General features: G+C 40.0%; 30 protein-coding genes. 25 read left to right on the top strand and 5 right to left on the bottom strand.

All coding sequences use genetic code 11. From position 1 onward, the window contains the following. Positions 1–172: 172 nt before the first annotated feature. From AB5150_RS05730 to AB5150_RS05640, 19 genes are read left to right on the top strand one after another with little or no spacing between them, the layout of a single operon-like run. On the top strand, positions 173–844 hold the full coding sequence (locus AB5150_RS05730) for a hypothetical protein (protein ID WP_055144775.1): 672 nt from the start codon (positions 173–175) through the stop codon (positions 842–844). An 8-nt stretch (positions 845–852) separates the two neighbouring features. Next, on the top strand, positions 853–1,206 hold the full coding sequence (locus AB5150_RS05725; protein WP_117874275.1) for a DUF6572 domain-containing protein: 354 nt from the start codon (positions 853–855) through the stop codon (positions 1,204–1,206). 10 nt (positions 1,207–1,216) lie between these two features. Next, positions 1,217–1,495 (top strand): hypothetical protein, encoded by a 279-nt coding sequence (locus AB5150_RS05720; RefSeq protein ID WP_055144769.1) that lies wholly within the window; start codon positions 1,217–1,219, stop codon positions 1,493–1,495. Positions 1,496–1,515: 20 nt separating this feature from the next. Continuing rightward, entirely contained in the window at positions 1,516–2,043 is a 528-nt protein-coding gene (locus AB5150_RS05715; protein ID WP_055144767.1) for a DUF3916 domain-containing protein, read from the top strand. Between the two features lie 36 nt (positions 2,044–2,079). Then, on the top strand, positions 2,080–2,412 hold the full coding sequence (locus AB5150_RS05710) for a hypothetical protein (protein WP_238050221.1): 333 nt from the start codon (positions 2,080–2,082) through the stop codon (positions 2,410–2,412). Positions 2,413–2,420: 8 nt separating this feature from the next. Then, positions 2,421–2,867: a hypothetical protein gene (locus AB5150_RS05705; RefSeq protein ID WP_055144761.1), complete on the top strand. Its 447-nt coding sequence runs from the start codon at positions 2,421–2,423 to the stop codon at positions 2,865–2,867. Further along, positions 2,848–3,177: a hypothetical protein gene (locus AB5150_RS05700; RefSeq protein WP_238050222.1), complete on the top strand. Its 330-nt coding sequence runs from the start codon at positions 2,848–2,850 to the stop codon at positions 3,175–3,177. The genes AB5150_RS05705 and AB5150_RS05700 overlap by 20 nt, the downstream gene beginning before the upstream one ends. A gap of 51 nt (positions 3,178–3,228) precedes the next feature. Continuing rightward, the gene (locus AB5150_RS05695) at positions 3,229–3,507 is read left to right on the top strand and encodes a hypothetical protein (protein WP_055144758.1); all 279 of its coding nucleotides are present in this window, start codon (positions 3,229–3,231) and stop codon (positions 3,505–3,507) included. Positions 3,508–3,515: 8 nt separating this feature from the next. After that, entirely contained in the window at positions 3,516–3,764 is a 249-nt protein-coding gene (locus AB5150_RS05690; RefSeq protein ID WP_133300871.1) for a hypothetical protein, read from the top strand. Between the two features lie 43 nt (positions 3,765–3,807). Then, positions 3,808–4,218 (top strand): hypothetical protein, encoded by a 411-nt coding sequence (locus AB5150_RS05685; protein WP_055144752.1) that lies wholly within the window; start codon positions 3,808–3,810, stop codon positions 4,216–4,218. A gap of 20 nt (positions 4,219–4,238) precedes the next feature. After that, positions 4,239–4,454, top strand: a complete 216-nt coding sequence (locus tag AB5150_RS05680) for a hypothetical protein (protein ID WP_055144749.1) — start codon at positions 4,239–4,241, stop codon at positions 4,452–4,454. Positions 4,455–4,479: 25 nt separating this feature from the next. Beyond that, positions 4,480–4,791 (top strand): hypothetical protein, encoded by a 312-nt coding sequence (locus tag AB5150_RS05675; protein WP_055144746.1) that lies wholly within the window; start codon positions 4,480–4,482, stop codon positions 4,789–4,791. A 40-nt stretch (positions 4,792–4,831) separates the two neighbouring features. Further along, positions 4,832–5,269 (top strand): hypothetical protein, encoded by a 438-nt coding sequence (locus AB5150_RS05670; protein ID WP_055144743.1) that lies wholly within the window; start codon positions 4,832–4,834, stop codon positions 5,267–5,269. 25 nt (positions 5,270–5,294) lie between these two features. Continuing rightward, a complete protein-coding gene (locus AB5150_RS05665) occupies positions 5,295–6,083 on the top strand; it encodes a hypothetical protein (protein ID WP_055144741.1) in 789 nt (262 codons plus the stop codon). 35 nt (positions 6,084–6,118) lie between these two features. Continuing rightward, positions 6,119–6,301, top strand: a complete 183-nt coding sequence (locus AB5150_RS05660) for a hypothetical protein (protein WP_055144738.1) — start codon at positions 6,119–6,121, stop codon at positions 6,299–6,301. Beyond that, positions 6,298–6,531: a hypothetical protein gene (locus tag AB5150_RS05655; protein ID WP_055144735.1), complete on the top strand. Its 234-nt coding sequence runs from the start codon at positions 6,298–6,300 to the stop codon at positions 6,529–6,531. Before AB5150_RS05660 ends, AB5150_RS05655 begins: the two co-directional genes overlap by 4 nt. Before the next feature lie 35 nt (positions 6,532–6,566). Beyond that, complete coding sequence (locus AB5150_RS05650) at positions 6,567–7,286, top strand: PoNe immunity protein domain-containing protein (protein ID WP_055144732.1); 720 nt, start codon at positions 6,567–6,569, stop codon at positions 7,284–7,286. A 55-nt stretch (positions 7,287–7,341) separates the two neighbouring features. Next, positions 7,342–7,710, top strand: a complete 369-nt coding sequence (locus AB5150_RS05645) for a hypothetical protein (protein ID WP_055144730.1) — start codon at positions 7,342–7,344, stop codon at positions 7,708–7,710. Between the two features lie 29 nt (positions 7,711–7,739). Further along, a complete protein-coding gene (locus tag AB5150_RS05640) occupies positions 7,740–8,594 on the top strand; it encodes a DUF2262 domain-containing protein (RefSeq protein WP_015534800.1) in 855 nt (284 codons plus the stop codon). A 265-nt stretch (positions 8,595–8,859) separates the two neighbouring features. Here AB5150_RS05640 and AB5150_RS05635 read toward each other — a convergent pair whose 3' ends face one another. Genes AB5150_RS05635 through AB5150_RS05625 form a run of 3 tightly spaced genes read right to left on the bottom strand, consistent with a single transcriptional unit; the run spans position 8,860 to position 11,786 of the window. Beyond that, entirely contained in the window at positions 8,860–9,858 is a 999-nt protein-coding gene (locus tag AB5150_RS05635; protein ID WP_055144727.1) for a virulence RhuM family protein, read from the bottom strand. Positions 9,859–9,871: 13 nt separating this feature from the next. Beyond that, entirely contained in the window at positions 9,872–10,777 is a 906-nt protein-coding gene (locus tag AB5150_RS05630) for a hypothetical protein (RefSeq protein WP_055144724.1), read from the bottom strand. A gap of 55 nt (positions 10,778–10,832) precedes the next feature. Beyond that, positions 10,833–11,786, bottom strand: coding sequence for a hypothetical protein (locus tag AB5150_RS05625; RefSeq protein ID WP_117549080.1), 954 nt, complete (start codon positions 11,784–11,786; stop codon positions 10,833–10,835). A gap of 258 nt (positions 11,787–12,044) precedes the next feature. Here AB5150_RS05625 and AB5150_RS05620 point away from each other — a divergent pair, with 258 nt between their 5' ends. The 5 genes from AB5150_RS05620 (at position 12,045) to AB5150_RS05600 (ending at position 17,470) form a co-directional block, all read left to right on the top strand. Beyond that, positions 12,045–12,224, top strand: a complete 180-nt coding sequence (locus tag AB5150_RS05620; RefSeq protein ID WP_015534801.1) for a helix-turn-helix domain-containing protein — start codon at positions 12,045–12,047, stop codon at positions 12,222–12,224. 134 nt (positions 12,225–12,358) lie between these two features. After that, positions 12,359–13,501: a tyrosine-type recombinase/integrase gene (locus AB5150_RS05615; RefSeq protein ID WP_055144718.1), complete on the top strand. Its 1,143-nt coding sequence runs from the start codon at positions 12,359–12,361 to the stop codon at positions 13,499–13,501. Positions 13,502–13,591: 90 nt separating this feature from the next. Beyond that, positions 13,592–14,266 (top strand): orotate phosphoribosyltransferase, encoded by a 675-nt coding sequence (gene pyrE / locus AB5150_RS05610; protein ID WP_055144715.1) that lies wholly within the window; start codon positions 13,592–13,594, stop codon positions 14,264–14,266. A 112-nt stretch (positions 14,267–14,378) separates the two neighbouring features. Next, on the top strand, positions 14,379–16,484 hold the full coding sequence (locus AB5150_RS05605; RefSeq protein ID WP_349818300.1) for an LTA synthase family protein: 2,106 nt from the start codon (positions 14,379–14,381) through the stop codon (positions 16,482–16,484). A gap of 113 nt (positions 16,485–16,597) precedes the next feature. Beyond that, positions 16,598–17,470: a methionyl aminopeptidase gene (locus AB5150_RS05600; RefSeq protein WP_055273503.1), complete on the top strand. Its 873-nt coding sequence runs from the start codon at positions 16,598–16,600 to the stop codon at positions 17,468–17,470. Between the two features lie 122 nt (positions 17,471–17,592). Here AB5150_RS05600 and htpG read toward each other — a convergent pair whose 3' ends face one another. Together htpG and AB5150_RS05590 are read right to left on the bottom strand one after the other, a co-directional pair. Further along, positions 17,593–19,551 (bottom strand): molecular chaperone HtpG, encoded by a 1,959-nt coding sequence (htpG, locus tag AB5150_RS05595; protein WP_349818302.1) that lies wholly within the window; start codon positions 19,549–19,551, stop codon positions 17,593–17,595. Between the two features lie 249 nt (positions 19,552–19,800). Beyond that, positions 19,801–20,298, bottom strand: a complete 498-nt coding sequence (locus AB5150_RS05590) for a DUF5721 family protein (protein WP_015534806.1) — start codon at positions 20,296–20,298, stop codon at positions 19,801–19,803. 182 nt (positions 20,299–20,480) lie between these two features. On the opposite strand from AB5150_RS05590, the gene glgA reads away from it, so the two are divergent. Continuing rightward, the gene (glgA, locus tag AB5150_RS05585; RefSeq protein ID WP_015534807.1) at positions 20,481–21,917 is read left to right on the top strand and encodes a glycogen synthase GlgA; all 1,437 of its coding nucleotides are present in this window, start codon (positions 20,481–20,483) and stop codon (positions 21,915–21,917) included. Positions 21,918–21,956: the final 39 nt, after the last annotated feature.

Raw genomic sequence — 21,956 nt, 5'->3', positions numbered from 1 at the left:
TAATATTTGCTATATTGTTATGTTGTGGGCGAATTGTTGTAATTTACAGTTCGCCCTTTAATAAAAAATATAGAAAATATAAGTGGAATGAACCTCCTGAACATGGTAAAGTGTAGGTTGTACAAGTAGCGTAGTTGTATGTGTTATAAAGCTATTGATTGGTAGGTAAGATATGTTTGATAATTATGAAAGAAAATTGCATAAGTGTATTGCCAAATTTATAAAAAGAGCGAATAAAGACTATCCGGATTGGAGCGAAAGTCGCGACAATGGGGAATGGGAGATTGACTTAAATGAATTTGACGATATGTGTGATGTTATATTTGATATAATTAAGACCACGTCCTGTGATGAAGCTTCGAAGCAGATGCTTGATGATATTTTATTTGGGATTGCAAGGGATAACGAATGTAGCCGTATTGTAGCAATGTTATTAGATTATCCTGAGTGGTACGAATTATTATGCAAGAAAGTGTTGTCTACTGATTACATAAATGCAAAGTGGCAATTCGCAGAGAGTCTGAAGGATTGTAATGGTAAGGATGAAATAAGGGAGCTGATATTCGATTTTTTGCAGGTTGATAATGAGTATACACAGCGTCTTGCTTTGCAATCCTTAGCTTATATTTACCCGGACAAAGCCGAGGAGTATGCAATAGATTTTTGGTGGAGAGATAAATATAAGGATGATGCTTATGCATCAGAGTACCAAAAGATTGTGGTACTTCATGTGTTGCATATTATTCATTCGGCTGAACTTGAAAAATATTTGGATTTGGCGGATAAAAGTGAATATCGCTATTTGAAAGAAAATGCAGAGGAAATACGGAAAATAATGGAATAGGTGATGATATGGAGTTAGAGAATAACAATAATAAGCTGAACGTTGAAAATACAGATACCATAGATGGCTTGGCGTATGAACAGGAAACTTCAAGTTTGATACTTCTTCTTGCAGATGGAATGGACTGGTCAGATATGAATCGACATTTATTGTTGTTGCAGGAGAAACTCAATAATTATATTTGGTACATAGATTCCAAACAATATGAAGAAAAATATCCTGATGTAAAAAGAATAGAGTTGCGTGTAAGCTTTTTGTTTCAGGAACCGGAGGTATGTCATAAGCTTTTGGAAAGAGCAAAGCAGGTGTTTGTGGATGTGTTTGAAAATGTAGAGATGATTGTGGAGCAGGGACGGCCTTAGGGGGATTGATATGGGAAATTATATTAAGTTACAGCTGGAAAATATACTTACAGAAGGTCAAACCATTGCACCGGAGTATTGCGATAAGAAATATGTCATCTATTATAATCCCAAGGAAACCAGGCAGAAAGTACGCATAAATACAGATTATTATCAAAATGATAATGTAATGATGCTGTGTAAATCTTACGACAGGGGATTGTGTGATGCCATAGAGGAATATGAAAAGCTGAATTTAAAATACATTGAAAGTCAGGCATATGGTTCGTGGATGGATGGCGCCAGATAAGATACAGAAGGGAAAGCAAAATGTCAATATATATGATTCGAAGCAAATCCAGAGGACATCAGAGAAAATTTAAAAGACTGTTAAGATGGATGGATAAAATAGATCCATTTAAAAATGCAAATGATTTGCCCTTCAAAGATACAGAGGATTCATACGAGCATTTTCACGTACCATGCGGACCATGGCTTTCGAAACCTAAAACCTCTGGTAAGATTAAGACTGCATTTTGTAAGAAATGGCTTGAAAAGACCGAGGAAATTATCGGTAACAAGCCGAAGGATTTACCATTTTGTAAGGTAGTAGCAGCTATAACCTATCCGGATGTACGGGAATCCCAGATTATTATTTTCTATGATGAGGAGTATTATAATTCCTTTTGGGACAGGAAAGGACCTTATCAGATATGGACGAGAGTGGATGATAAGCGTTCCTTTGCGAAAGAAAGAGGAATCATGACAAAGTTGCCTGAGATTGGATATATAGAAGAACTCAATGATGAAGACTATTATACGAAATCGAATATATGGTTTTATGGAGAGTGGATATAATATGCAGATTTCAAAAACTGTTGTGAGGTGTGACAGATGAAGGACAATGAATGTAGAATCATTAAAATCGATAAGGATGCATTATATGAATTTATATATGAAAATTTTATAGCAAATCATGAAGAACTGATGGATATGGATGCTGTTGGAAATATGAACACATTTGCTATCAATTGGGAGACTGGAGAATTTATCTTCTGTGCACATAAGGACGAAAATGAACACGGGGATATTGTTCCGTTTCCGAAAGATATTGATGTGAATGAATTGCTAAAGGTGATTCCGGCAACGACAAATTCTATTCTGGAGCCGGGTGAAAATTATAGGGATTATTCCTTTGATGAGTTAAGGGAATTGCAGAAAAAGTAGGTGATTATTTGAGTATTGAAGATTTCAAATATTATTGGAGATTTAGCGATGAAAAATATGCAGTGTTATCTAAACAGGAACTATCTACAATAAGTGTTATATCCAAGGATGAAGTAGAGAAGGAATGGATTCGGATTTGTGAAAAGGAAATATTTCAAGAGAGTGCATACATAAACGATATAGTTCATCATAGCGCTCCAGTATTAATTAAAGATTGCCAGTGGGGAGAGAATGAAGATAAAACCAGAGAAGCTTTTGAAACATTTTTTAGTGAATTAAATGTGGACAAGATATTGATATATTATGACTGTGAAAATGGTTTACAATTGCCAATTAATCTTTTTTGTACAAAGTGGTCGGATTTTTGTTATCCATCTGATTTGGTTTTGATTTTGTTGCCGTCGGTGATGATTGTTTATTATGAGGATATAGTATATGGACCATACAGAATATAATTTGAATACTGTAGATTTTAACTATTTCTTGGCAGAATTGAGAAAAGGCAAAATTATGAATGAAACATCCTTCTATTTTGTTGATGAAATAAGTGAACCAGAACACTATATAGGTTGCCTTCCACAGTACGATAAACCCTACTGGGCTGGATTGTGTGATATTCCTAATGGAACGGAATTTTTAACAGCAGATGAATTAGTGAATGCAACAATTTATAGAGGAAAATCATTAAAAGAAAGATGGGATGATGTACGAATCATCTGCATGGGTGGAATTCCAGTAGATGATTACATGAAGTTGAGTGATTAATGATAGAAGCTTTAAAAGTGCTATAAATAGCCTAAAACGGAGGTAAATACAATGAAGGATACAGCGCCTACAATAGAGGAAATGAGAGAGGTTATACATACATTTGAAATGTTATCATTTAAAGAATTACAGGCACAGGGTATATTTGATGACAAAAGAAAAATGATAATTACAAAGCCTATGACCTATATCCTTATGTCTCATACAGACGACACCAATAAGGAAAAGATCTGGAAGTATTGTAAGAAGATAGCTTCTTTTAGTCATGCACCAATTAAATTAAAGGACTACCAGAGAATGTTACCTTTTTCAGAGGATGTGGAATCGTAGATGTGATTATGAAAGCATTGGAAGAAAATAGGTATCCGTTCTCTGATGGGAAGAATAAAGTGGAGCCGGTGGAAGGATATTATTACGCCATAGCGACTATATCACAATCCACATACCGAAGAGAGGAAATTCTTTCACTACTTCAAGTTATTACGGATTATTTTAAGAGTAATCAGCCGGATAAACTATCGCTGCTAAAAAGGAATATGGATGTGCTTAAGAAGGGCTATCCGGACCTTGGAGAGATTGTGTTTTAAAATTTGAACTGGAGAAAATACGTGGATAAAGGAGAAAATTGTGATGAAAGGTTTTGAAGACGCGTTTACTGATTTACAGGCGGAGTTTGTATCTCTATGTATGGAGTATACAAACGGAAATGTTGATAAAATATATATCTACATTTACCAAGATACATCACAGAAAATGTTTAATGCCATTTTCGTGAAAGGAAACGATGTTATACCCGCGGGGAATTTTGCTGATGATGAAGCTTCTGACGAGTTTTTATCAATTGGAACAAAAGATATTAATAAGCTGGTTGAATTGTGTGATAGTTATCAACAAAAATGTCCCAATGAATATAAGCTGGAATTTGATGTTGCTACGCATAAATTCGATGCATCCTATCGTTATGACAACTATACCAAGAGTGGAATATCACCTGTGTCAGAGCTGATGAGCTGGTATGGAGAAATTAAAAAAATGGTTTAATAGGATTGGTGGTTTTGAGTATGGTTGCAAAGAAAGGGAAAAGAAAAATAGAATATGAAGGAAATATATTCTATTGGTTTGTGCGTGCTGATGATAATGGAAGATTAAGAATTCACATTTTGTCAGAAGATAAGAAGATAAATCTGGAATATCCACCGTTTGATTCGGAAGTACCTGTGACACCATCCTATATTAGAAGGCTATTGGATAATTATTTCATGAAAAGTATAAGGTGAGACTCATATACGAAGGGAGAATCTTATGAATTACAATATTATTTTTCCTACAGCGTTTGACAGTATCAATCCTGATAATGATAATATGGATGTGCTTGTTCAAACTGAGAATGGGAAGCAATATACATTTGTTGTTGCTACTCCGGATAATGTGGCGTATCTTATGAAAAAAGATAATGTGCCATTCCTTAAACCCGGATCGCCGTTTATTTTTGTTGAAAAACTTACAGAGGCTAATGTCCGCATGCTGGTGGAGGCATTAATGGAGGAAGATGCACAACTTATCCGTATGTATGGAGAGGATGTTTACTTGACGGATACAGAGAGAATGTTTTAATTCTATGTTTATAACATAGATGATAGTGGGTGGACTTAACATGGCGATATGGCAGTTTCAATGCAATATTATACCGGCAAGATTAAATTTTGATAGATTAAGTCATGATGAAATGATTTCGTGGAAAGGGATACCTCAACCACCGCATAATCTTAAGTTTCTTGAACAGGAGGATAGTTGGTCAAAAGACATTATCCAGTATGGAAAATCGGATGAAACGTGTATAGAGTTCATATACATTGATAACATATTAGATGAAATAAGCTGTCGATTGGATTTGCGAAGTCTTACGAAAACCAACTTAATTTCAGTGATTGAATATGTACAAGAAATCGGTGCAATGTTTCTTGTGGGAGATAAGATTTACTCACCACGAATGGAAGAGATAATTGGGGTTATGAAAAAATCAAGAGCAAATCGGTTTTGCAAAAATCCAGTGGAGTACATTTTATCTCAAAATGAAAAATTAGAAATTTAGCAACACAATGCCGGGAGGGATCGATATGTATTTGAAACTGAATAATTATGAATATAAAATCACTGCTGCTAATGTAGGTTTTGAGATGTCAGAAGATAACAAATCATTAATCATGTTTCTGGATATAGACGGAAGCTATGAGGGTGAAGATTTGGATTATGAGCTTAGAACCATTAGATTGTATCATAATAATGGTTTTCATATCGGAGTAAAAGAACCAAATAAATTAATAGGAAAAAGCTTTGAATGGAATGAGGCTTATAATAACAAGGGCGAAGAGGCAGGAACTTTGTATGTGCTAGAGCACGAGGATGTCACATCAGGAAAAATTGATATTTTAGATGTTACGCAGGATTTGATTAAGGTAAAATGGTCCGGTCAGGCGAATGTGTTTTGGAATGAGGAATGTGGAGAAAACGTTTCTTTTGAAGCAGAAGTAGAAGCAAAAGTGCCATCTGTTCCAAAGGTAAAGGTGATAAATGGCTTTAAGAAGACAAAATTAAAAATAGATAAAAATACAGAAATCGAGCTGTTGAATTTTTCGGATATGGTAATGGAAGCAGAAAGGTGCAAGGAGTCATATCTGAAAAATGATTCGAATGCATGGTCTACTTTTGATAAAGCATTAAAGCTGAAGCTTACATATATGAAAAAGGAATATTACGGAGAGGCTGTATATCAGGGCTCGGGAACGAAATGTTATACGGTATTTGATGACCAGTGCCCTTTAAATGTGCAAATTACAAAGACTTCCATGTGGATTGAGAACGAGGAATATAAGTTTTATATTTTGGTAGAGGCTAAAATTGAGTAATATGGTTGAACAAAAAATAGTAAGGATGTAAAAAAATGATTGTAGAATTTCATGGCATGAAGTGTCGCTGCAGCACATACCGAACAAATGGAGAAGATAAGAATATTTTAACGCTTTTGAATGCAAAGGATTGGGAGAAATCATTGCAATATGATTTTACGGAGCCGCAATACGGTTTGTGGTGTCATTTCTTGACGGAAGAGGAAATGATGCTGTGAAAAACAGTTCTGTCAGACCGACTTTTGAGTATAATGGACAGTATTATAGAGTGGATGAAGTTTGTTTTTCGGATAAACCATTTATTGTGATAGAGTATGGAACATATGATGAACTTATGAATAATGCTATGGAGGATGCAGAGCCTTTTCCGTATAACTTAACTGAGGAAGAGCTATTGAATGAGGTAAAATATTCGTTGGGAATAGAAGTATGTCCGGGAGAGTATTAAGAAAAATTTATTAGTCGGAATGAAGGGATAAAATTATGAATAGAATAAAAGATGATTTTAAGTCAAAGGAATACTATCAGAAAGAATTAGAAAATCTTGAAAAAAGAATTAATCGATATAAAGATAATCTTAACCAAGAGAATGCCTCAAGACTTCATATTGCAATAGGCTTAAAGCTATTATCTGTTATTTTGATTAAATATCAATTGGGGTATGAAATTGATGAGATAAAGCATGATGTTTTGGAATATATAGAAAATGATAAACAGAAGGTTCTGTACTGTGAAGGGAACCTAACATATGACGATGTGGCTAATTTACTCTCATTAGCATATTTGTTTGATGTTGATTCTGAGCAAGTGGATTTTATTAAAACAAAAATGGTTGAAGAAAAATACATAGATATTCGTCTGGATATTATCCGTAATTTATATTTTGAAGGAAAGTGTTATTCTTCCAAAGGTTTTTATTATAGGGATAAGGGGTATTTCGGAGATTTTAGTAAAGAAAATGGAGGGATTGTAGATGTTTACAATGCTCCTGATGCAGAAAGAACTGACTTGTTTTTAAGACATTTGAACACTGTAAAGGACAAGCATCACAGAAAGCTTGTAAAGTATTATGAGTCATTAGCGGAAGACAGATATACATATACCGGTGCTACTGATATTGTGCTGACAGCAGTTGCAAAAGCGCTAGCGCTTGATATGTCTGCACTATGCGATTCGAAATATATCGCCTCCGATTTATTGTAAGGAACTACAGGTTGGGTATGTTGCAGTGTTGTGATTTATGGATTGGAGTGATTAAATGTTCGGAATAGAATTTGGTAATCTTGCCTTTAATTGCGAGGTTTCAGAACAGACTTTATGTATAGTAGTTGCAGGAAAAAATGAAACATCAAGCATTGATGAATTTATTCAAAAAGCTTTGGACTATCAGATAAAGAATGATTTTTCTTGTGATGCTGAAGAATATAAAAACTGTGTTTTTGTAGATGCTACAGACGATGTTGTAAAATGGCTACATGAAATTATTGAGGGAATGAATCGAAAAGTATCCTTTGAAATAGGAGAACCCATAAAAACCTTAACAGGTACTATAACAGATTTTGACAATGCTTGGGTTATAGAAACAAAGGAAATGTTTTATTATATATTTTGGTGTACAACGGCATAAATAGATTTGATTATTGTGGAGGAGCGACTATGGATATACATGAAATCTATCAGGAAGATAATAAATTTGAGGGTGAGGAGAGCATATATTACGTTCTTGTTGGAAAAGGTGACTCGTCCAGATGGGACAAGAGTCACAAGTATTATATTATTACACGTTCTGCTGTTGCAATCTATGATATAAACGCTGCCAGTATGGTGAAGAAGATAAAGGTTATGACATGGCCTATACCTAACGAGGAACATGATGCACAGGAGAAAAACAGCGGATATTTTAACAGATTTAAAGAGGGTGTCATTTATAAGGTGGCAGGAAGATTACAGTATAGTTACTTCGGAGAACTTGCATTTCTGTACATCAGAGAGGTTTTGGAAGAAAATGCATCCGGAACAAAGCTTGATAAAAATCAGGAAAAGTATCTGGCACCAATTGTCTTAGAGGATGAGGTGCTGGGGAAATTAGTGTTAGAAAAATCGGAAGGTCTGTTTGAAGGTAAGTATGATTTTGCAGGTAATGACATCACAATTTATATTGAGGTAGAGTGGGACAGTAAGGCAACTTGGAAAAAGCCTTTGACTGTTGCCAGAGATTTTGCAGAGCATATTGCTTCAAAGGATGAGGTGTTTAGATCGTATATTGCATCTGATGAGGATCTGTATGATGCTGCATTGGAGTGCGTGGAAGAATATGAAGATGAATGCGAAATTCATTTTTCTACACCGGAAGAATTTGCAGACGCATTAAAGGGTCGAATGAAATATATATTTGTGAATCAGAATGGCTCTTATACTGTAGGATACGATGATGGTTATGTATTTGGTGGACATGAGATAGATGTGGATGTAAATTCTAAGGGTGAAATGGTGTGTGCCGAGATGAGATAAAACATAGGAGCATGAGAAATAAGATGAGTGAAAAATCTGTTTTTATAAACCATTGGTTATATTCAAAGCCTAATCCGGAACCAAATAAAGCTGGAAATGTTGTTAGACGTGATTAATTCCGAGATTCAGAAATTTAATGAATGCGGATTGGCTGAATGGAGCGGAATCTTGGATGAAGCGATTGCTAAATTTGATTTAGGAAATCCAAGAAGTTGATTTTGTTGCAAGCGGGCTGTTTAGGCCCGCCTGAAGTATTTTTGGGTATTTATTTCTTGTCGGAATCTGCAATCTCTTCCAATGTACCAATGCTTTTGATAAAGTCCTGTTCAACTGGGGAAATGGTGTTTTCCAAGCGGTTCTTGTACTTGGTGTATTCGGCATGAGCCTTATCAAGTGCCTGCTTGTGGCTGATGTGACCGCTACTGGTAAGAATATCACGGCGGGTCATTTTCAGGTAATCGTCAATGGTTTCCAGCCAGTCCTTCATATACATTGGTTCCTGATTGAGAGCGTGTACCTCGGCGATATCGAGATAGGCTGTAACTATCTTGTTTAAAGCATCCAATTCCTGCTGGGTAAGATAGTTTTTTGCAATTTCTACATCGGGGCGACGGATGGTGTCACTAGCCCATGAGGTAAGTCCCATATTATCTTTTTCAGCATCGGCACGCTGGTAAATAACTTCTGCAGCTGTGTGCTTGTGTGCTGCCCAGTGCATCTTATTCTGCACCTGCTTAAAGAATAGGATGGAGCTTTCTGCACTAGGATCGTAATCGATGCTGGTAGCATAGATTTCCAGAACTTTTCTCCAAAATACCTTTTCAGAGGAGCGGATGTCTCTGATACGGGCAAGCAATTCGTCAAAGTAATTGCCGCCGCCAAGTCTTTTTAAGCGGTCATCATCTAATGCAAATCCTTTTTTCATGTATTCTTTTAATATTCTCATAGCCCAGATACGGAACTGTGTACCACGGTGGGATTTTACACGATAGCCTACGGAGATGATTACATCGAGATTGTAGTAATCGACATTGTAGGTTTTTCCGTCGGCGGCAGTTGTTGCAAAATTTGCAACAACTGAAATGCGCTGTAATTCTCCCTCTTCAAAAATATTTTTGATGTGACGTGATATCGTTGATTTGTCACGCTGAAACAGCTCTGCCATTTGGTCAATGGAAAGCCACACAGTATCATCCTCAAAGGTAGTTTCTATTTTCGTCAAACCGTCTTCGGTTGTGTACATAATAATATTGGAATGATTCATATACGCAGTCCTCCTATGTTGGTGTATCGTTCTTTTTGGCTCTGCTTTTATACACATTGTATTGGTTTTTACACTGTGGTGAGCAGAATTCCATATTCGGTCTGGTGGCAACAAATGCTTTGCCGCAGTGCTTACATACCTTCATGGTGGAGTTTTCATCCGTCAGCATAAAGGAAAACATCATCTGTACACATAACAATAAGGAATTGAAGTCCCAGACAATGGTAGGGCGTTCCCGCAATTCTATGCGGTAGGTAGGTGCCACACCGCCGAAAGCAGCCATTCCCTGACGGTATAGGTTACGTTCATTCTTATCCAGTCTGTCGTAGTCCAGATAATAAAGAAAGCTGGAGAAGAAGGTAAATGCCCAGTCACGGAATACTTCCACAAGCCATTCATAGGGCTCGGCATATTCATTCTGAAAACTCATCATAACAGCCTGCGGCTTATTCTTCATGGTCATAATTAAAGCAATCATCTCTACGCAGTCAGTACTCCAACTTGATTCCACACTTTTCTTGCGAAAATCAATCTTGTCAAAAGGGAAAAAGTAGGACAGATACTTCTCTGTAGAGATGCTTCCTTCCTTGATAAAATGATTCTTTGGCAGATAGACTGCCTCATATGTAATAAAATCCGGTGTGGTAGGCAGGGCAGTCATTAGTCCCAGCATACCGTATTCGGATACAAAGCTCATAATGGCTTCTTTTAATTCAACTTCACTTGCCTTGTTCATGGCAGTAGTACCGATGTTAATTGCGGTCAGCACCAGCTTCTCATAATCCTTGATAGGATTGTAGATGGATGGCTTGGCATCCGCAGAAGGTGTAATATAACACTTTCCGTTTGCGGCTGTTCGCCATTCGTATTTATCATATTTCACCCAGTTGGAACTGGATTTCTGAAAGATATTCTTCACAGTAATTCCTTTCTGTGCAAAAACTATTACTATCATAGCACGTCTGTATGCATATTTAAACTTTTTTTTTACGATCCGATCGATTATTTTTCTTGCGTTTCTTGGTTTCTTCCTTTGCCTGGTTTTCCTGTTCTCTGGCAATTCTTCTTACCACTACACCGATTTCCTTTAGTAGAGCCAGCTTTTCTTTATCCAGTTTTTCCATAGTAGCCGGGATCTCTTCTTCATGTCTTAATAGGAAGTCCAGTTCTTCCATGGTAAGATTACCATTGGTAGAAGGAAAATCCTCTCCCTGCCTGTCCACCAGTATCATAAGAACCTTTTTCTCAATCTGACCAAGAATAGTAGAGCGGACACCACGGATATTTCTGTCGCTCTGATTACGTAAAGCAGCAAGCTGACTGGTAGTGAAATCTCTAAGATATAGGAAGTATATCAACTCCTTATGGTCGTCCTTTAAGTCATAAATAATCTTGGAATAGTCCTCATCGGAAAGGGAGTTGTGCATCTCAAAAGGACAGTTAGAGATAATGTCTATATAGTCCCCTTTCATAAGCTGTCGCCAGTAAGCATGATTGATGGGAGCCGGGATAACAATGGCAAGTGGTGCCACATCCTTCTTGCTGTCTAGGTTTTCTCTGCCGATTTCGTGATATCGCTCCTTGCGTTCTCTGTTGGAATCTAATAGGTCCCATTCCCTTATCACTTCCTCAAAATCCGAAACAGTGCGGGCACCGTCCTCCAGTCGCTTTAAAGCAATGGCACGAAGCTCCTTTTTTAACATGGTCTTATTGGGGTGCTCATCCTTCGGCTGGAAATTATCATCTTTTATGGGATGTAATTCCTGTTCCAAATCCATTTCATTAAAATGCTCTAATTCAATTTGTAATTCCTGCTGGGATGCCTCAAAGGTAATATCCTCATCTATGGAAAAGGCTCCGTCTTCGCTGTCGAAGTTATGAGAATATTCCCAGAAGTCCATCAATTCCTGATGTTTTCTAATGTTCATTTATCCGTAAAACCTGCCTTGTATATACATATTTAAAATTTTTTGCAACTTTTTTTAAAAACACTTCCGCAAAACCCCTTCTAAATCTCCTATAAGTGAGAGAGTAATAGTTTTTGATAAGAAACGATTACTTTTGAAAAGAAATGGTATGCGCATAACCATTATAATATGACACAAACAAATGTTCTATATTTTTGGAGAAAAAACAGAAATTTATTTGTGTTTGGCTTAGAAATAGGATTTTGAGGAGGTAGAAGAATGAAGGATAAGGCTTTATTGACTGTAAAAGAGTTTTGCTCTTATTTGGGGATTGGTCAGACAAAGGCACGTGAGTTGTTGGCTGAAAATGCTGATGTATTCGCGGTTCGCATCGGAAACAGACTGTATGCTCACAAGGGCAAGCTGGATGAATGGCTTTTGAATCAGATTGGATGCTAGGAAATTTGATTCATAAAAAGACAATGAATTTATTAAATAACCATGAAACTAATTGAAAATTAAGTGTGTATATGCTACAATTGGGTGGACTGATGGTTCCTTTCAACGTATATACACGCTGGAAGGAGGCAGATATGGGTAAATCCATAAAAGGTAAAGAACTTGGTAAAGGCATTACACAGAGAAAGAGTGATGGACTTTATCAGGGACGATTTGTGAATCGTTTCGGCAAGACGCAGACCATATACGCAAGCAATCTGAATGAACTTCGTAAAAGGATGCGTGAGGAACAGTATGAGGATGAGAAGGCACTGAATGTTGTCACCAAGGATGTAACCCTTGATGAGTGGTATGAGATTTGGATGAATACCTGTAAGAAGAATTGCAGGAATTCCACTAGGGAATCCTATGCCACACATTATAAGCGGATACAGAAGGAGCTTGGGTGGCGTAAGCTGACATCATTGAACCTGATTATCATGCAGAATGCACTCAATGAGCTTGTTTCTGATAATGCCAGAAAGAACACGAAAAAGATTCCGGTGGATATGCTGGAAAAAGCAATCGACTCTGATTTACTTACAAAAAATGTTGCAAAGCAATTAAACACGGTGATTTCCAAGGAAGATAAGAAGGAAAGACGTGTACTGACAGTAAGTGAAGCAGAGTTGTTTTTAGGTGAGGCACAGAGTAGTTTCTACTATAATCTGTTTGTGCTTGCCATAGAAACCGGAATGCGTATTGGAGAGCTTTGTGGTGTTCAGTGGAAGGACATTGATTTTGACAAGAAGGTACTGTATGTGCGTCACACATTGTGCTATTTTCAAAAAGATGGTAAGTACATTTTTGAGATGCATGATGCAAAGACCAAGAATGGAAGACGAACGATTCCATTAACCACGAGGGCGTTGGAGGCATTGAAACGACAGCGCATTCAAAAACAGAAGATTCTCTTTAAGGGAATCGAAACAGAGGAACAGTACAGGGACTTGGTGTTTGTTACGAAAAACAACAGACCTACACAACAGTTCATAGTGCAGGAGGCAATCGGTGCCATTGTAAACCGGATTCGAAAAGAGCATCCTGACTATGAGATGTTTTCACCACATTGCTTAAGACATACTTTTGCAACCAGAGCAATTGAGAACGGAATGCAGCCAAAGACATTACAGAAGATTCTCGGACATGGCTCCTTGCAGATGACAATGGATTTGTATTGTCATGTGACAGAGGATACACTGTTTACAGAGATGATGAAGATGGAAAAGGCTGTGTAAGCTCAAAAGTGTGTAGTAAGTGTGTAGTAAGGCTATTTTGAGAATAAGGGGTTCCCCGGAACCCCTGTAAATACAGGAGGTTTTATTAAAATGGAAGCATATAAGCAGGAATTTATCGAATTTATGATTGACTGTAACGTACTCAAGTTTGGAGATTTCGTTACAAAGAGTGGAAGAAAGACACCATTTTTTGTCAATACAGGCTTTTACAGAACAGGTGCCCAGCTCAAGAGACTTGGCGAGTATTATGCTGAGGCTATAAATGCAGAGTTCGGTCTGGACTTTGATGTGTTATTTGGCCCTGCATACAAGGGAATACCTCTCACAGTTGCGACAACTATGTCCATAGCAGAGATGTACGATGAGGACATCAAGTATTGCTCAAACAGAAAAGAGGTAAAGGATCACGGCGACAAGGGAATACTCCTTGGAAGTCCTATAGAGGATGGCGATAAGGTTGTCATCATCGAGGATGTCACAACAGCCGGAACATCTATTCAGGAGACACTTCCTATCATCAAGGCACAGGGCGACGTGGATGTCATGGGTCTTGTGGTTTCAGTAGACAGAATGGAGAGAGGCCAGGGCGAGAAGAGTGCGCTGACAGAGATCGAGGAGAACTACGGAATCAAGACAACAGCTATCGTAACAATGGCAGAGGTAGTGGAGCATCTTTACAACAGAGAGTATAAGGGAAGAGTTATCATAGATGACACCCTTAAGGCCGCTATCGACGCTTACTACGATCAGTACGGTGTAAAGTAGATATAATATATCTTAAAATATTGTAAAAAGTCTTAAAATATTATATAAAATAAAGATATGGAGTTAAGGGCCATATCTTTATTTTTTTTGTTTATATGGGAGATTTCAACGTATGATAAAGTTTTTTAAGGCGATGTTTGGGGATGTAAGGGAATATTTCAGAGAATGGTCGGGGTGGATACTGTTCACTGTGTTGATCCTGTATTATGAATTGCTGTTTCACGGCATGAATTTCAGCCTGGATGATGGAAACATAGCCGCTATAATAGCATTTGCGGTGGTGGCTGGAGGCGTGTTCGGCGTGCTGACAGGATTTTTTCCGCCGGTCATCAATAAGATACTTGCAACGCTGTTCACGTTGTTTACGGGTGTGATCTTCATCGCCCAGTACGTATATCATTCGGTCTTCAACAACTATCTGTCTGTTATTGGAACCATAAAATTCGGCAATCAGGCTGTGGACAATGCGGACACGGTCATATCCAATATAAAGGCACAGATAGTGGACGTTATTCTTCTGGCTGTCCCGGTGCTCATAATGATCGTGTGCATATGGACATTTATGGCATTTGACAGGAGAAGGTGGTGGGTGAACCTCATAGGTGCCGCCGGAACAGCTCTAGTGTATGCCACAACACTGTTTGTGATGTGGGCTGTGGACTCGGATGTGTACAGTCCGTACAATTTATACAAGGAATATACATCGGTTGATCTCTCTGTTGAAAAGCTCGGCGTCATGGAGAGTTTTGTGGTGGATGTCAGAGAGGGTATCGCAGGCAAGAGCTCAGCACAGAGCAGGATAAATTTTGCCTCGGGTGGTGAGGTCGATATCGACTCACTTGCCTCCACAGAGAGCACAACGATGCAGGAGATTACCACCGAGACGGTGGATGTCGCGGAAGCGACCACAGAGGAGGTTGTGATCGACACATCCCCGAATGTCCTGGATCTGGATTTTGATGCCATAAATGACCTTGCGGGAAATGATGCGGTTTCATCGCTCAGCGAATATTTTGCAAATATACCCCCGACAAATAAGAATGAATATACAGGTATGTTCGAGGGCTATAATGTCATATGGATAACTGCGGAGGGGTTCTCAGGCTATGCGCTTGATTCCGGTCTGTTCCCTACACTGTCAAAACTTGCGGACGAGGGCTTTGTCTTTGAAAATTACTATCAGCCGCTATGGTACGGTTCAACATTAGGCGGAGAGTATGCAAACCTGATGGGAAGCCCGACTAAGAACGGTTCATACCTCAGTATGTGCAGGGCTGCCGACAATGAGAATGGCATGCTGTTTTCCATGGCGAATACGCTCAAGAGACTCGGCTATAGCTGTTACGGATTCCATGACAACGACTATACATATTATGACAGGAATATCACCCATCCGGCGCTGGGATACGAGTGGATAGCCAGCGGTAATGGGCTTGAGTACCAGACTGACGAGAACGGGCAGGACATGTGGCCTCAGTCGGATCTTGTCATGATGGAGGAGACATTTGACAAGTATACAGAGACGCAGCCGTTCCACCTGTACTACCTGACGGTCAGCGGTCATGTGCCATATGGATACGGTGCGGCAAATGCCATGGCGGAGAAGAACAAGGCTGTGGTCAGTGACCTTAACTATGTCCTGGATACGACAAAGGCATATCTGGCATCCCAGTACGAAATGGAAAAGATGCTTGAATATATGATGAAGAGACTTGAGAAGAAGGGGCTGCTGGACAATACTGTTATCGTCCTGGCGGGGGATCATGTACCGTATGACAATATGGACGTTGTGGATGAACTGGCAGGGGAGAACTTTGAAAACAGTCTTGAGGCGTACAGGAGCAGACTTGTCATATGGTCGGCGTCGATGGAGAAGCCGGTGAGAGTTGACAAGGTGTGCAGCAGTATAGATATCCTGCCGACCATGCTCAATCTCATGGGAGTGGATTATGATTCGAGGCTCATCATAGGAAGGGATATCCTGTCAGATAGTACAGGACTGGTGCTGTTCCCGGACAGAAGCTTTATAACGGATGCATTTGAATATAACGCAGTCACGGACACGCTGACATCCCACACGGGTGCGGAGGTATCGGATGACAGCTTCATTGCGATGCAGCTATATGTCGCGGATAAATTTACAGCAGCTGACAACATAACAGAGTCGGGGTATTATACATATGTTGCCAGGTATCTGGGGATAGACGAGGATAATTGACAATATTTATCATATTAAAATGTGGAATTATTCTCAAAAACGTATTATAGTATTTGTGGCTAATACCATAGGTATGTAATGAAAATATTATGCAATAAAGAAAGAGGTTAATTATGAAACTTGGTAGAAATGATATGTGCTGGTGCGGAAGTGGTAAGAAATACAAGGCCTGTCACCTGGCTCTTGACGATAAGCTTGAGGATATGAAGAACAGAGGATTCAAGATCCCTACACATGCGATGATCAAGAACGCAGAGCAGATCGAGGGAATCAGGGAGGCTTCAAAGGTCAACACATCTGTGCTCGACTACATAACTCCATTTGTCAAGATAGGAGTGTCTACCAGAGAGCTGGATGACCTTATCTATAACTATACAAAGTCCATAGACGCTATTCCTGCATGTCTTGGATATGAGGGATATCCTAAGAGTGTGTGTATATCGGTAAATGATGTGGTATGCCACGGCATTCCAAGTGATGACATTATTCTCCAGGATGGAGATATAGTTAATATCGACTGTACAACAGAGTACAAGGGATATTTCGGAGACTCATCAAGAATGTTCATGCTGGGAAATGTTGATCCCGCATGGAAGAAGCTTGTAGAGGATACAAAGAAGGCTCTTGATATAGGTGTTGAGGTGTGCAGCAAGCCATATGTGACCATAGGAGATATAGGATATGCCATCAACAAATTTGCACAGGAGCAGGGCTATTCGGTTGTCCGTGAGATAGGCGGCCATGGAGTAGGTCTTGCAATTCATGAGGAGCCTTATGTAAGTCATATAGGACAGCCTGGCAAGGATTATGTGCTTGCTCCGGGAATGGTGTTTACCATTGAGCCTATGATCAACATGGGCGGCCCTGATGTATATCAGGATGCAGATGACGGCTGGACTATCTACACGGAGGATGGCTCACCATCGGCACAGTGGGAGTACACACTGGTTATGACAGAACATGGAGTGGAGATACTTGCCCACTAGGGAGTGGAATAGAATAAAAGAGCAGCAGCCTGATATGCTATCAAAGACATATCGGGCTGCTGCTTTTTGTTGTGTTAGTTATCCATTAAGATCTGCTGCCGTAAACCGGCAGACAGATTATATTACTTTGTAAGTATTCCAAGGATCTCGTTGCTTCTTGCGATGAACTTGGTCATTGCCTCTGCTGACAGTGGACGGTTGGCAAGTACGGCCAGATCATATAACTGGCAGCAGATCGTAGCTGTGTTGTCGCTGTCAGGGTTGTCCAGAACGTATTTAACAAGCTTGTTGTTGCTGTTCAGGATGAGTGTCTCTCCCTCGCCCTGACCGAACATTGATGGATCCATACCGGCCATGCCGTACATCTTCATCATTTCCTGCATACGTCTTGTCTCCTCAGGCTGGGTGAGGATAGAAGATGTATTCTCATCCTTCAGGGATTCAACCTTTACATTCAGGTTCTTCATGTCGAGAGCCTTCTCAAATGTAGCTGTGAGCTTATCCTTGTATTCCTTTGCAGTCTCCTCGGAGAGCTCCTCGCCGACAAAGTTGTCAGAGAGCTCAGCGTCTATTCTGTAGAAGTGAACATTCTCATTCTTCTGCTCAAGCAGTGTGATGAATGGGCTGTCGATGGTCTGTGTCATGATCAGCGCGTCCATGCCCTCAGCCTTGAACATATTGATGTACTGTGACTGAGCCTGCTCATCGGTTACATAGAATACCTTGTTCTCATACTTTTCCTTTCCAGCCTCAAGATACTCAGGGAGAGTTATATATTTGCCCTCGAGATTCTTGTATATACAGAAGTCCTTCATCTTGTCGAGGAACTTGAGATCCTTCAGACAACCAAACTTGATAAATGGGTTGATGTCATCCCAGTACTTCTCGTAGTCCTCTCTGTGTGTCTTGTACATGCCGGACAGCTTGTCTGCAACCTTCTTGGTGATGTAGTCTGAGATCTTCTTGACAAATCCGTCATTCTGAAGCGCACTACGTGATACGTTCAGTGGAAGATCAGGACAGTCGATACATCCCTTTAAGAGCATGAGGAACTCAGGAATTACTTCCTTGATATTGTCGGCGACGAATACCTGGTTGTTGTACAGCTTGATCGTTCCCTCAAGGTTGTCATACTGTGTATTGATCTTAGGGAAGTACAGGATACCTTTCAGGTTGAATGGGTAGTCCATGTTCAGGTGTATCCAGAACAGAGGCTCCTTGTAGTCGTGGAATACCTTTCTGTAGAACTCCTTGTATTCCTCGTCGGTGCAGTCGTTTGGATGCTTTGCCCATAGTGGGGTAGTGGTGTTGAGTGGCTTAGGAGCTTCAGGCTTCTTCTCCTCGGCCTTTGTATCGTCTGCGTCTGGGCCCTTGCTGTCCTCAGCATTATCTGCTGTGTCGCTGACTTCCTTTGCATCCACGTCTACAGTAGCATCCTTAGGATCTTCCTGTGGCTCGTCTGCGTTGGTGTAGTAGATCTCAACAGGCATGAACGAACAATACTTGTCGATGACCTCCTTGATCCTGTATTCATTTGCAAATTCATAGCTGTCCTCGTTCAGATAAAGGGTGATGGTAGTACCTCGGTCAGCCTTAATGCACTTCTTCATGGAGTATTCAAGGCCGTCCTCGCACTCCCAGTATACAGCGTCCTCGCCGTCCTTGTATGACTTTGTCTCGATGGTGACCTTGTCGGCAACCATGAATGCGGAGTAGAAGCCCAGTCCGAAGTGGCCGATGATCTGTTCCTCTGTTGCCTTGTCCTTGTACTGCTCAAGGAATGCCTCGGCTCCTGAGAAAGCAATCTGGTTGATATATTTCTCAACCTCCGCCTCAGTCATACCGATACCGTTATCGGTAAATGTGATGGTCTTGTCGTTGGCACTTGTGGTCACATCTATACGATATGGCTCATCCGGCTCGTCAAATTCGCCCATGAGAGACAGCTTCTTAAGCTTTGTCACGGCATCACAGCCGTTTGATATAAGCTCCCTGACAAATATATCGTGGTCTGAATACAGCCACTTCTTGATGACAGGGAAAATGTTTTCACTGTTGATCGATAAATTTCCGTTCTTCATAATTGTATACATCTCCTTAAAATATAATGGTTTTCAATGAAAGATGTGTCATCCCCGATCTGTGTTCAATCTTAATAGAAATGTACACTGACACATCAGGCTAAAAGGTATGATAAATCAGCTGGGAACTAAAGTCAAGAAAAAATTAGCACTCAGACAAAATGAGTGCTAACAGGGGCGGCGCGTAAAAAATCCGGCATCAGATGAGGTGCCGGATCTTCAAAAATCATATTAAATTTCTTCAAAAAATCAGCTTTCGGTGAAATATATTCCGGCAGTCTTCAGGAAATCCTTGATCTCCGCATCCCACACATGCTCAAGGGTCTTATCCATGGTGAATATGTTCTGGGTCGCCATGGATGTGAGTTGTATGCTCATGCCGTCATAGTAGACGTTCAAGGTGAGATTTGCCACATCAGATACAGGTATGGTGAGATGGTTCTTCTCAAGCATATCCATGATGTCCGGCTGGGAGAGCACGAGCACTATCTTGAAGCTCAGTGGCAGCTTCTTTCCTCTTATAACATTATATACATGTGGTTTTATGGACTCCCATGAGGCGTAGGATGTGGAAGCCATGAGCTCCAGCTCCTCCTTGTCATAGAAATCCTTGTTTACCCTTCCGTCAAAGCTGTATGTTATCCCGCTTTTTACAAATGCCTCCATGGCGAGAAAACGGTCAAATGTATTGTCCATCAGAAGCTTCTTCACGAAGTCCCTGGTCTCGGTGATGGTGATGTCTAACATTGAAAATCTCCTGTTTTCTGGATTGTGATCCAGCCGTATCTGCGTGCGGCTGCATGCTAAAAGTATATCAGCGGAATGTGGCAAATGCAACAATATAGATACACTGATTTATTGAATTATGGATACCCGTGTGATATAATGTACAAGGATTTAATGTCTAAATGTTATGGAGGGTTTATTTGATGAAGAAGGTTGCATATATAGCATCAGAGTGTGTGCCATTTATAAAGACGGGTGGTCTTGCGGATGTAGTTGGAACACTGCCAAAGATATTTGATAAGAACGAGTATGATGTGAGAGTCATCATGCCGAATTATCTCTGTATTCCGAACAAGTACAGGGAGAAGATGCAGTATATAACGCATTTTTATATGGACATCGGTTACAAGAATGATTATGTTGGCGTTATGTATCTGGAGTATGAGGGTGTCAAGGTATATTTCATAGATAACGAGTATTACTTTAACGGATTTACACCTTATGGTGATGTAAAGTGGGATATCGAGAAGTTCTGTTATTTCTCAAAGGCAGCGCTTTCGATCCTTCCATCGATCGGTTTCCAGCCGGATATACTTCACTGTCATGACTGGCAGGCAGGACTTGTGCCTGTATATCTCAAGACTCTGTTTGCAGGAGATATGTTCTATACAAGCATGAAGTCTGTTATGACTATTCATAATCTCCAGTTCCAGGGCAAGTGGGATATAAAGACCATTCAGGAGTATTCAGGACTCCCTGATTATGTATTTACACCGGACAAGCTGGAGATCCAGAAGGATGCTTCCATGCTTAAGGGCGGACTTGTATATGCAGATAAGATAACAACGGTAAGTAACACATATGCCAAGGAGATACAGACTCCATATTATGGAGAGGGACTTGACGGGCTCTTAAGTGCCAGATGGCAGTCACTCTGGGGCATTGTCAACGGTATAGATTACGAGGTATGGAATCCTGCAACAGATCCACAGGTATATAAGAACTACAGCGTGGATAACTTCAGACAGCTCAAGAAGATCAACAAGATCGAACTGCAGAAGGAATGTGGACTTCCTCAGGATGAGAATCAGTTTGTAATAGGAATCATATCCAGACTCACAGACCAGAAGGGTCTTGATCTGGTTGACAGGATCATGAACGATATATGCTGTGACGGAGTACAGTTCATCGTCCTCGGAACCGGTGACGGCAAGTACGAGAACATGTTCAAGTATTATCAGGGAATACATCCTGCAAAGGTATCAGCGAACATCTATTATTCAGATGAGAGATCTCATAAGATGTATGCAGGCTGCGATGTGATGCTCGTGCCTTCAAGATTTGAGCCATGTGGACTCACACAGCTCATGGCACTCAGATATGGCACAGTTCCAGTAGTAAGAGAGACAGGTGGTCTTGCAGATACTGTTGAGGCTTATAATCAGTTCGAGGGTACAGGAACAGGATTCTCATTTGCTAATTATGATGCATATGAGCTCCTCAATGCCATAAACTATGCAAAGGAAGTGTACTATAACAACAAAGAGGCATGGTATGGAATCCAGGAGCGTGGCATGAGACAGGATTACTCATGGTATAACTCGGCGAATATATATAAGGATCTCTACAATTCACTGTAGGATCAGGATAGCAGTAATGTGGTAGTAGATATGGAAGAG

The sequence above is a fragment of the Coprococcus sp. RTP21281st1_F1_RTP21281_210402 genome (assembly GCF_040915325.1).
GTDB lineage: Bacteria > Bacillota > Clostridia > Lachnospirales > Lachnospiraceae > Coprococcus > Coprococcus aceti.
The sequence above is the reverse complement of the archived record's forward strand: the minus strand, read 5'-3'. Positions and strand labels throughout refer to the sequence as shown.

Coding starts and splice junctions, on each gene's coding strand:
- AB5150_RS05730 (WP_055144775.1), top strand. CDS start 173: ATGTTTGATAATTATGAAAGAAAATTGCATAAGTGTATTGCCAAATTT.
- AB5150_RS05725 (WP_117874275.1), top strand. CDS start 853: ATGGAGTTAGAGAATAACAATAATAAGCTGAACGTTGAAAATACAGAT.
- AB5150_RS05720 (WP_055144769.1), top strand. CDS start 1,217: ATGGGAAATTATATTAAGTTACAGCTGGAAAATATACTTACAGAAGGT.
- AB5150_RS05715 (WP_055144767.1), top strand. CDS start 1,516: ATGTCAATATATATGATTCGAAGCAAATCCAGAGGACATCAGAGAAAA.
- AB5150_RS05710 (WP_238050221.1), top strand. CDS start 2,080: ATGAAGGACAATGAATGTAGAATCATTAAAATCGATAAGGATGCATTA.
- AB5150_RS05700 (WP_238050222.1), top strand. CDS start 2,848: ATGGACCATACAGAATATAATTTGAATACTGTAGATTTTAACTATTTC.
- AB5150_RS05695 (WP_055144758.1), top strand. CDS start 3,229: ATGAAGGATACAGCGCCTACAATAGAGGAAATGAGAGAGGTTATACAT.
- AB5150_RS05690 (WP_133300871.1), top strand. CDS start 3,516: ATGAAAGCATTGGAAGAAAATAGGTATCCGTTCTCTGATGGGAAGAAT.
- AB5150_RS05685 (WP_055144752.1), top strand. CDS start 3,808: ATGAAAGGTTTTGAAGACGCGTTTACTGATTTACAGGCGGAGTTTGTA.
- AB5150_RS05680 (WP_055144749.1), top strand. CDS start 4,239: ATGGTTGCAAAGAAAGGGAAAAGAAAAATAGAATATGAAGGAAATATA.
- AB5150_RS05675 (WP_055144746.1), top strand. CDS start 4,480: ATGAATTACAATATTATTTTTCCTACAGCGTTTGACAGTATCAATCCT.
- AB5150_RS05670 (WP_055144743.1), top strand. CDS start 4,832: ATGGCGATATGGCAGTTTCAATGCAATATTATACCGGCAAGATTAAAT.
- AB5150_RS05665 (WP_055144741.1), top strand. CDS start 5,295: ATGTATTTGAAACTGAATAATTATGAATATAAAATCACTGCTGCTAAT.
- AB5150_RS05660 (WP_055144738.1), top strand. CDS start 6,119: ATGATTGTAGAATTTCATGGCATGAAGTGTCGCTGCAGCACATACCGA.
- AB5150_RS05650 (WP_055144732.1), top strand. CDS start 6,567: ATGAATAGAATAAAAGATGATTTTAAGTCAAAGGAATACTATCAGAAA.
- AB5150_RS05645 (WP_055144730.1), top strand. CDS start 7,342: ATGTTCGGAATAGAATTTGGTAATCTTGCCTTTAATTGCGAGGTTTCA.
- AB5150_RS05640 (WP_015534800.1), top strand. CDS start 7,740: ATGGATATACATGAAATCTATCAGGAAGATAATAAATTTGAGGGTGAG.
- AB5150_RS05635 (WP_055144727.1), bottom strand. CDS start 9,858: ATGAATCATTCCAATATTATTATGTACACAACCGAAGACGGTTTGACG.
- AB5150_RS05625 (WP_117549080.1), bottom strand. CDS start 11,786: ATGAACATTAGAAAACATCAGGAATTGATGGACTTCTGGGAATATTCT.
- AB5150_RS05620 (WP_015534801.1), top strand. CDS start 12,045: ATGAAGGATAAGGCTTTATTGACTGTAAAAGAGTTTTGCTCTTATTTG.
- AB5150_RS05615 (WP_055144718.1), top strand. CDS start 12,359: ATGGGTAAATCCATAAAAGGTAAAGAACTTGGTAAAGGCATTACACAG.
- pyrE (WP_055144715.1), top strand. CDS start 13,592: ATGGAAGCATATAAGCAGGAATTTATCGAATTTATGATTGACTGTAAC.
- AB5150_RS05605 (WP_349818300.1), top strand. CDS start 14,379: ATGATAAAGTTTTTTAAGGCGATGTTTGGGGATGTAAGGGAATATTTC.
- AB5150_RS05600 (WP_055273503.1), top strand. CDS start 16,598: ATGAAACTTGGTAGAAATGATATGTGCTGGTGCGGAAGTGGTAAGAAA.
- htpG (WP_349818302.1), bottom strand. CDS start 19,551: ATGAAGAACGGAAATTTATCGATCAACAGTGAAAACATTTTCCCTGTC.
- AB5150_RS05590 (WP_015534806.1), bottom strand. CDS start 20,298: ATGTTAGACATCACCATCACCGAGACCAGGGACTTCGTGAAGAAGCTT.
- glgA (WP_015534807.1), top strand. CDS start 20,481: ATGAAGAAGGTTGCATATATAGCATCAGAGTGTGTGCCATTTATAAAG.